Raw genomic sequence first — 8,450 nt, 5'->3', positions numbered from 1 at the left:
TTGGGATGAGCCACCGGAAGACTTCTTGTCGTTCTTGGACTCTTTGTTGTCTTCCTTTTCCTCAGAAGCGGAATCCTCGGAGCCTGCGTTGTCTTTAGCGTCATCAGCGTCGTCAGAATCATCGGTGCTAGCAGCATCAGTAGAGTCCTGCGAGTCTGCGCTCTCGCCCTCGTCGCCGATGATGGCAATGACGTCGCCAACTTCAACGGTGTCGTCTTCTTCGGCTTTGATCTCCAGAAGCGTACCCGAGACCGGGGAAGGGACTTCAGTGTCCACTTTGTCAGTGGAAACTTCGAGCAAAGGCTCGTCGGCTTCGACGGTATCGCCGACGGACTTCAGCCACTGGGTAATGGTGCCTTCGGTAACCGATTCGCCCAGCTCGGGCATCTCTACGGAGTGCGACATGTGTGAGAGACTCCTCTAAAGTCGTTAGTAAATAGAAGCTACGGCATTCCAGCCTACCGCCATCGCCGCTGCTACGTGTAATGAGTCAATGCGCAATATTGCGCACTACCCCTAGAATTGTGAACTGTGTTCAACCTATTCCGTCGTAACTCCACGAAATCACAGCTCAGGCCACCCCGCGCGCCTGGCGATACGATACGCGAGCAAGACCAGGCAGATCTAGTTGCATGGATCGATGGCCGCGGTTTCATAGAAGGCTTCGTGGAGCCGGAAACCGTGGTTAATGAAATGTCGATCGTGCTTGTCGACGACTCCGGCGACTATATCCGCCGCCGTATTGGCGGGCCGAAAGGAATAGACGCCGTGGCCCGGGTACTAGATGTGCCAATCTATGACGTTGAAGAAACCGGGTATCCACAGCGTATGCGCGAGCGTATGAAACGCGAACGAATCCTACGCAAGCGCCAAGAACAAGTGGAGCGCCGCAAACAGTGGGAGCGGCGCCACGGAGATGCTTAGCTGGCGATTTCGTCCAACCAAGCAACCAGTGTGCGTACCGGAACACCGGTTGCTCGCTGCGCAGTGTATCCGGAAGCGCTTGCTGCCCAGGCAGGGCCGGCTATATCGAGATGTGCCCACTCAATGCCCTCGCCGACGAATTGCGACAGGTAGGTACCCGCAAACTGCATGCCACCCCAACGGTCCTCGGAGATATTGCGGATATCCGCCGCAGGGGTTTTAATCGCTTCTTCGTGCTCTTCCAGCAAAGCCATGGCCCAAGCTTTTTCGCCTACACGGCGTCCCAGCTCAGCGATGCGATCACGTAGCTCATCGCTACCCATAACACCGTAGGTTTTCTTGCCCAACGCGAGCATCTGGTGGCCGGTCAACGTTGCCGTCTCTACCAAATAATCTGGCTTGTCTTCGCTCGCGCGCGCGATGGCGTCGGCAAGCACGATACGGCCTTCAGCATCGGTATTCAGAATTTCTGAAGTAATGCCGCCATAGTGAGTGATGACGTCGCCTGGGCGAATAGCGTTACCGGAAGGCATGTTTTCTGCCAGCGGCACAGTGGTGGTCAACTCCACGTTGAGGTCGAGCTTTGCAGCAGCGACAGTGGCAGCCACGACGGCTGCTGAGCCACCCATGTCCATGATCATCTCGCCCATGCCTGCGCCCGGCTTCAAAGAGATACCGCCGGTGTCAAAGGTAATGCCCTTGCCTACGAGAGCAACCTTCTTCTTGGCCTTGCGTGGACTATGGTGCAGGCGGACCAGACGCGGTGGGCGGACCGAACCCTGGCCGACCGCCAAAATACCACCGAAGCCCTCCTTCTCCAGTTGCTTTTCGTCGAGAATCTCCACCTTCAGGCCTGCATCTTCGGCAAAGCCACGGATAAACTCAGCATAGGATTCTGGGAATTTATGGCTGGAAGGAACGTTGACAAAGTCCCGTGCTAGGCACACCGATTCTGCACCAACTTGTGCGAGACGGAAGACGTCAGAATCCTTCTTTGGATCGCCGAGCACAGTAAATTCGGCGGGATCTTTATCAGCGTGATTCTTTTTCTCGTCCGGCTGGGTGGCACCCTCGTCTTTGCTTCCACGGATGCCCGGGTAGGCATATCCGCCTAAGATCAAGCCTTCTACGATAGCGGCGAGGCGATCACGGTCACCGGAAAGAGCAACGGCGACCGAATTTAGATCCTTGACCGCGCGGGAAACAGTACCAGCCGCGCGACGCAGAACCTCGTCGTCAAGCTTGTCCTGCGCACCCAAACCCACCGCGATGACTACGTCGACGCCCAGCTTCTTTGGAGCCGGCAAGCGGGTGATTTCGTTTGCTTTGCCCGTGGCTTTGACTGTTTGCAAGCCCTCGACCACTTCGCGTAGTTGGCCACCGGAGAGCCAATCTGTGTCGAGGATTTCTATGCCGTTCTCGTTAGCTGAATCCTTCGTGCGGAACACGCTGACGACGAGAGCATCGGCGTTTTTAGGCAACTTTTTCTGCAACTCCACTGGGCTAATCTTGCCGCGGGCTGGAAGTTCGAACTTTGGGGCAGCCATAATATCCTTTCTTGTCACATGACAATGGTCGCGCAATTTAGTTGAAATTCGCTCTAGGCCTTCCTAGCCTAGCGAGATTTACCGCAGAACGCCGTGTAAGGGTGTGCCCTAAGTCTCTATTAAAAGGTGGAAAGGGTACATTAGCTACCATGAGCGACTTCAAATTTTCCGTGACCCGCAATGACACTCCGACGCCCGCAGCTGAACGCGAGGAAATCCTGGCGAACCCAGCTTTTGGTAAAAAATTCACGGACCACATGGTGGTTGCCGACTGGAATGCAGAACAAGGCTGGCACAATCTATCAGTGCAGCCATACGCGCCATTGACCTTAGATCCTGCGACGACCGTTTTTCATTACGGGCAAGCAATTTTTGAAGGCATCAAGGCATATAGGCAGAGTGATGATTCAATCGTTACTTTCCGTCCTGAGAAGAATGCGCAACGTATAGCGAGCTCCGCGCAGCGCATGGCAATGCCGGAAATCCCAGAACAATTATTTATCCAAGCATTGAAAGAATTAGTTGCTGTCGACAAGGATTGGGTCCCAGCAGCCGGGGGAGAGGGATCCTTGTACCTTCGTCCATTCCTGATTGCAACGGAAATAGGGCTCGGCGTCGCGCCATCGCAGTCTTATCGATTCTTGGTTATTGCCTCGCCAGTCGGTGCGTATTTTCAGGGTGGCGTGAAACCGGTATCTGTGTGGATTTCCGAAGATTATGTGCGTGCCGCTCCGGGCGGAACCGGGGCCGCCAAATTTGCCGGTAACTACGCTGCTTCGCTAGTTGCCCAGCAAGAATCCATCGCACATGGCTGCGACCAAGTGGTCTTTTTAGATGCTGCAAAACGCCAAAAAGTCGAAGAGATGGGCGGCATGAACGTCATGTTTGTCATCCAGGGCAAGCTGGTCACTCCCGAACTGACCGGCACTATTTTGCCTGGTGTGACGCGAAATTCACTGTTGCAACTAGCGCGTGAGATGGGCATTGAAGTGGTGGAAGAAAGCATCACTCTGGAGCAATGGCGGGAAGCCGCCGAATCCGGTGCCATGAGTGAAGCCTTTGCGTGCGGGACGGCAGCCGTAATCACGCCAATCGGCACCGTGAAAACTACCAGCGGCACGTTTAGCATCGGTGGCGGTCACCCCGGCGAAATCACGATGCAACTGCGTGAGAAGCTAACCGGAATCCAACGGGGAGAAGTTGCCGACACGCACGGCTGGCTACAAAAGCTCGCCTGATGATCGCGCGCCGTGGTTATGCGCGTTGATCGCATCAGTGATCGCATAAACCTCATCGGCTACTAGCTCAATCGCTGCGTTGAGCGCAGATAATGCTAGTACGCCACCGGTTCCTTGCCCGGTTGTGAGATCGAAGGCAAGTAGGGGCGTTAATCCCAATTGTTGGACGGCTTGGATATGCGCAGGCTCCGGGGACAGCTGTGCCGAGCGCAGCCATGGTTGGGTTCCTGGAACAATTTTTTCTGCTATCAGGCCACACACAGTGGCAAGGCAGCCGTCGACAAGCACTGGAGTGCGTCGGGAAGTTGCTTGCAGAATAAAACCAACCAATGACTGTACCGTCGGCATTTGGCATTCGCGCACAAGATCCAACAAATTAGCAGGAAATCGTCGGAAACGGAACATGTGATCCCGGATAGCCGTGACGTCGGCTTGCCATTGTTTCGTCGTAAGCGAAGCTTCCAAGCTAGCTAGTGCTACCGGTTCTGTCTTCGTTATTGCGCCAAACAAGGCAGCAGCCTCGACGGAGAATCCCTCAGTGAGCTCGCCTGGGATCAGTAGATCTGCGCCAGCATCGATTTCAGAATCAGCGATAGAGCGGCCAAATTCTAGCGCGGCTCCGTCGGTAGGGATCTCCTCTAGGCGAACGCCAGCACCATGGGTACGGGCCAGTGTCGTCACGGGGGCAGAACCAGCGGCAATATCGTCGGCTGCAGTCTGGGACTCGGGCGTGCGCAAAGATGACGCACCGTTGCTACCAGTTGCAGAGCTCCGGGGGACAGAGACGCTGGGGTCAGAACTGCCGGGGGCAGGGCTGGCGAGGGCAGAATGGAAAATGACGACTCGGGGCTGCCGCAACGGCTCCGCGGGAACTTTCCCTTGGCACGCGGCCATGAAAGCTGCTGCATCAGTAAGCCGACCAAAACTTCGGCCCCGCTGTGTCGACGACATAGCTGCAACCACCGCGGCGGCAGCCTCAGTATCAATCTCCGCGGGAGCCCCAAGATCAGCAAACTCAGCACTGTCGGCTTGGGCATTGGAATCCGCGTTAGCGGCAGCGTCAGCACTCTGCTTGGGTGCGGAATCAGGCTCGGGCTGAGGGATGGATTCGGGCTCGTGCGGCATTGGCATTGTGAAAACCTAAACTGTAACTATCTAGGGCCTAGAAGAATGAAGAATAGGGGCGGTTAGACCTTGGCACCGCGTTCCACCTGGGGCTTTGGTGAACGCCACTTGCGTGGCTGAGTGGCACGAGAATAAGCGTAAAAGCCCAAGCGGAATCCAGCTTCGGTGGAGTCTGGGAATTTCTTGCGCACCGCGTTATTGCAACGTTTGCCCAGGATAACCCCTTCGATTGCGAGAATAACAATAATCACCATGCCGATGAGTGAAATGATATTCGCTGCGTGAGGGTTAATTCCGCCGAGCAGGGTAGCACCAAGAATCATAAGGGCAATAAGCATCACCCAGTTGGTCAAGAAAGCGCGGGAATCCACCCAGTCCCGTGCGTAGCGTCGCTCCGGTCCAATATCGCGAGCCAAGAGGTAGCGCTCATCGCCAGCATCCATGCGTTCTTGCTGTTCCTTACGGCGACGCATGTTTTCTTGGCGTTCTTCGCGTTTGTATTCTTTCCATTCTTGCTTGGACATGGATTTCTTGAGCTCTTTACGACGCTCCCGGGCCTGGGCGGGGGATGCACCGTTAGGATCGCGTCGTACACCGCGACGAATCTCTTGCTCTTTGCGCGAAGGAGTAGGTTTATTTTTCTTAGGGGTATAGCCCTTCGGTAAATCTGTTTGCTCTGGGGAAGCGGAATTGGCCTGTGCAGGGCTAGATTGTGCCGAGTTTGATGGTGCAGATGAGCTCTTATTGTCCGCACTGGTAGTGGAGTTGTCGGAATTATCTGCTTTGGTGTTTTGAGGTTTTTGCCACGGTAGTTTCACAGTTCTACAGGGTACAACTTTGTATGCCGGTAACAAGAATAAGTACTTGTCGGGTATGTCCGGCGTAGGTGGCGCAAACAGCCTTGGGGCGGTTAAATTAATTGTCGAACGGACTGCGGATCCAGGGGTTTCGTCTCGCACGAAAGGCGAGTACTCTGGACGCAAACGACGCGTTCACCACGAAGGAGAACTATTATGACCGCCCCAACTTCGTCGACCGGCGTAATTTTGACTGACGCTGCAGCTGAGAAAGCTAAGTCTTTGCTAGAGCAGGAAGGCCGTACGGACCTGTCTCTGCGTATTGCCGTTCAGCCAGGTGGTTGTGCAGGTTTGCGCTATCAACTGTACTTTGACGACCGCGAGCTCGATGGTGACAAAAGCGATGAGATCGGCGGCGTTACCTTGGTCGTCGACAAGATGTCGGTGCCGTACCTGATGGGTGCGAAGATTGACTTCGCTGACACCATTGAACAGCAAGGTTTTACTATCGATAATCCGAATGCCGGTGGATCCTGCGCTTGTGGCGATTCTTTCAACTAAAACTATAGTTAGGATTCCACACAGCTCGACGGATATTAAAAGCCCCTGGTTCTCGTTACTAATCAGTACAGAGAGCTAGGGGCTTTCGCATTGTGCGCGGCCGGGCTACATCAATAGTGCTGTCCCCGGCCGTGTCGGTATGCAGTTATAGTCGGACTGGGTAATCCCGGTGCTCGATATTTGGGTCGATACGTTTCTCCACAAAAATTCCGTGCCAGACCATGAAGGCCAGCACAGTCCACAGACGACGTGAGTGATCTGATTGGCCTGCACGGTGTTCTTGCAACATCTCCAGGACAGCTTTCTTGTTGAAGATGTCTTCTGTTTGGGAGGCGTTAATTTGCTCTTGTGCCCATCCGTGTAGTTCATCTCCTGCTAACCAGTGCCGCATTGGTACCGGGAAGCCCAATTTCTTTCGGTGCAGCACATGTGGGGGAACGATTTGTTCCATAGCCTTACGTAAGGCATATTTCGTGGTTCCGTGGGAGATCTTCAGTTCGTGCGGGATGGTTTCGGCAACCCGGAAAACTTCCTTGTCGAGGAATGGGACGCGGAGTTCTAAGGAGTTCGCCATATTGATCTTGTCCGCTTTCACGAGGATGTCGCCGCGCATCCAGGTAAACAAGTCTAAATGCTGCATACGCGCAACGGGGTCCATGTCTTCAGAACGCGCGTAAATATCTTTGGTCACATCACGGTGATCCCAATCTTTACGGGCCCAAGGGATCACGCGTTGCATTTGCTCGAAATTGAAAGAGCGAGCATTACCGTAGTAGCGCTCTTCCATGGACATCGATCCGCGTTCGAGAAGAGATTTCCCCTTCATGCCATCAGGCAAGATACGGGAAAGAGCGCCTAAGCCCCGTCGCAAAGGGCTTGGAATTTTTTCGAATGGCGCGAGGGAGAGGGGCTCTTTGTAAATAGTGTAACCGCCAAAGAGCTCGTCGGCGCCCTCACCAGAAAGCACGACCTTGACGTGTTTCCGAGCTTCTGCTGCGACAAAATGCAGCGGAACGAGGGAGGGGTCTGCCACAGGGTCGTCCAGATACCACATGATTTTCGGAATGGCGTCGGCATATTCTTCTGGGCTGACAATCTTAACTATATGCTCAGCGCCAATCGCTTCTGCCGACTCTGCTGCGACGTCGACCTCAGAATAACCTTCGCGTTCGAAACCGGTGGTAAATGTTAAAAGATTTGGGTTGTGTCGTTTCGCCAATGCAGCGATCGCGGTGGAATCAATACCACCGGACAAGAATGACCCAACAGTGACGTCTGCGCGCATGTGCTTTTCGACGGAATCCTCGAGGGCATGGGCGATTCGGTCAAAAAGCTGTTGTTCCTGGCCTGCCGGAACGGCTTTGGTCCGAAAGCGAGGCTGGAAATAACGTTCCGCTTTAACCTGACCGTCTGGCGAAAGAATTGCAGTGCAACCCGATTCCAGGCGACGAATGTCTGCGTGTAAAGATTCCGGTTCTGGGACATATTGCAGGTCCACATAATGTTCGATGGCTCTGCGGTCAAGGCCTAGCCCTAGATCGATAGCGTCAGCAATCTCGAGAATGGATTTTTTTTCGGATGCAAAAACGGTTCCTGCCGACGTTGTGGCATAAAACAGCGGCTTGATCCCAAACTGATCGCGGGCGACGAACATCTGTTTCCGGCGGGTGTCCCAGATGGCGATGGCGAACATTCCACGAAGATGCTCGACGACGGAAGGCCCCCAATGGTGGAAACCGACAACAATTGGTTCACCATCGCCGGATGTCTGAAAGTGATATCCCGCCTCTTTGAGCTCGGCACGAAGTTCAACGTAGTTATAAATTTCCCCATTGAACGTCATCGCGTAGCGTTCAGGATCGTCCTCTGGACCCCAGCGTAAAGGCTGATGAGAATGCTCCAGGTCGATGATTGACAGCCGGTTGAATCCAAAAACTGCGTGTTCATCGTTCCAGGTGCCAGCGGCGTCAGGGCCACGATGGCGCATGCAAGGGAGCGCTTCTTCCATAGCGGTAACGTAAGAAGGGGCATCGCTTTGGGCGCTCAACATAGCGAGAAGTCCGCACATTGTTTATTTCTCCTCAGGGTGGTGATCTGCCACGACTACTTTACGGCCAAGTATTCGTCAGCGGTTAATCATTTAACGGAGAGTTTCGCGCAGATTGGACTTCAATCCCATGGGCTTATCCGTTTACCTCAATGTGAGTGAAACTTTGGGATGATAGGGACGATATTCAGTGTGAGATGGCTAATACCTT

At 54.2% G+C, this 8,450-nt stretch carries 8 protein-coding genes; 3 read left to right on the top strand and 5 right to left on the bottom strand.

What is annotated here, in order from left to right; translation table 11 throughout:
* A partial coding sequence (locus tag O146_RS0109600; RefSeq protein ID WP_027018327.1) for a biotin/lipoyl-containing protein occupies positions 1–405 on the bottom strand: 405 nt, incomplete at its 3' end.
* A 126-nt stretch (positions 406–531) separates the two neighbouring features.
* Between O146_RS0109600 and O146_RS0109595 the strand changes: the two genes are divergently transcribed.
* Complete coding sequence (locus tag O146_RS0109595; protein ID WP_021353803.1) at positions 532–924, top strand: hypothetical protein; 393 nt, start codon at positions 532–534, stop codon at positions 922–924.
* Here O146_RS0109595 and O146_RS0109590 read toward each other — a convergent pair.
* Positions 921–2,471: a leucyl aminopeptidase gene (locus O146_RS0109590; protein WP_023019202.1), complete on the bottom strand. Its 1,551-nt coding sequence runs from the start codon at positions 2,469–2,471 to the stop codon at positions 921–923. The genes O146_RS0109595 and O146_RS0109590 overlap by 4 nt on opposite strands.
* Positions 2,472–2,620: 149 nt before the next feature.
* On the opposite strand from O146_RS0109590, the gene O146_RS0109585 reads away from it, so the two are divergent.
* Positions 2,621–3,709, top strand: coding sequence for a branched-chain amino acid aminotransferase (locus tag O146_RS0109585; RefSeq protein WP_023019203.1), 1,089 nt, complete (start codon positions 2,621–2,623; stop codon positions 3,707–3,709).
* Here O146_RS0109585 and O146_RS11850 read toward each other — a convergent pair.
* Together O146_RS11850 and O146_RS0109575 are read right to left on the bottom strand one after the other, a co-directional pair.
* Positions 3,692–4,840 carry a nicotinate-nucleotide--dimethylbenzimidazole phosphoribosyltransferase gene (locus O146_RS11850; protein WP_081820635.1) on the bottom strand — a complete coding sequence of 383 codons (1,149 nt, stop codon included), beginning with the start codon at positions 4,838–4,840 and terminating at the stop codon, positions 3,692–3,694. The two genes, O146_RS0109585 and O146_RS11850, sit on opposite strands and share 18 nt — an antisense overlap.
* Positions 4,841–4,896: 56 nt before the next feature.
* Positions 4,897–5,652: a DUF3043 domain-containing protein gene (locus tag O146_RS0109575; protein WP_027018326.1), complete on the bottom strand. Its 756-nt coding sequence runs from the start codon at positions 5,650–5,652 to the stop codon at positions 4,897–4,899.
* Between the two features lie 195 nt (positions 5,653–5,847).
* Between O146_RS0109575 and O146_RS0109570 the strand changes: the two genes are divergently transcribed.
* Positions 5,848–6,192, top strand: coding sequence for a HesB/IscA family protein (locus tag O146_RS0109570; RefSeq protein ID WP_021353808.1), 345 nt, complete (start codon positions 5,848–5,850; stop codon positions 6,190–6,192).
* Positions 6,193–6,337: 145 nt separating this feature from the next.
* Here the strand turns inward: O146_RS0109570 and asnB are convergent, their stop codons facing one another.
* Positions 6,338–8,260, bottom strand: coding sequence for an asparagine synthase (glutamine-hydrolyzing) (asnB, locus tag O146_RS0109565; protein WP_027018325.1), 1,923 nt, complete (start codon positions 8,258–8,260; stop codon positions 6,338–6,340).
* Between the last annotated feature and the right edge of the window lie 190 nt (positions 8,261–8,450).

The sequence above is a fragment of the Corynebacterium pseudodiphtheriticum DSM 44287 genome, assembly GCF_000688415.1.
In the GTDB taxonomy this organism is placed as follows: domain Bacteria; phylum Actinomycetota; class Actinomycetes; order Mycobacteriales; family Mycobacteriaceae; genus Corynebacterium; species Corynebacterium pseudodiphtheriticum.
The sequence above is the reverse complement of the archived record's forward strand: the minus strand, read 5'-3'. Positions and strand labels throughout refer to the sequence as shown.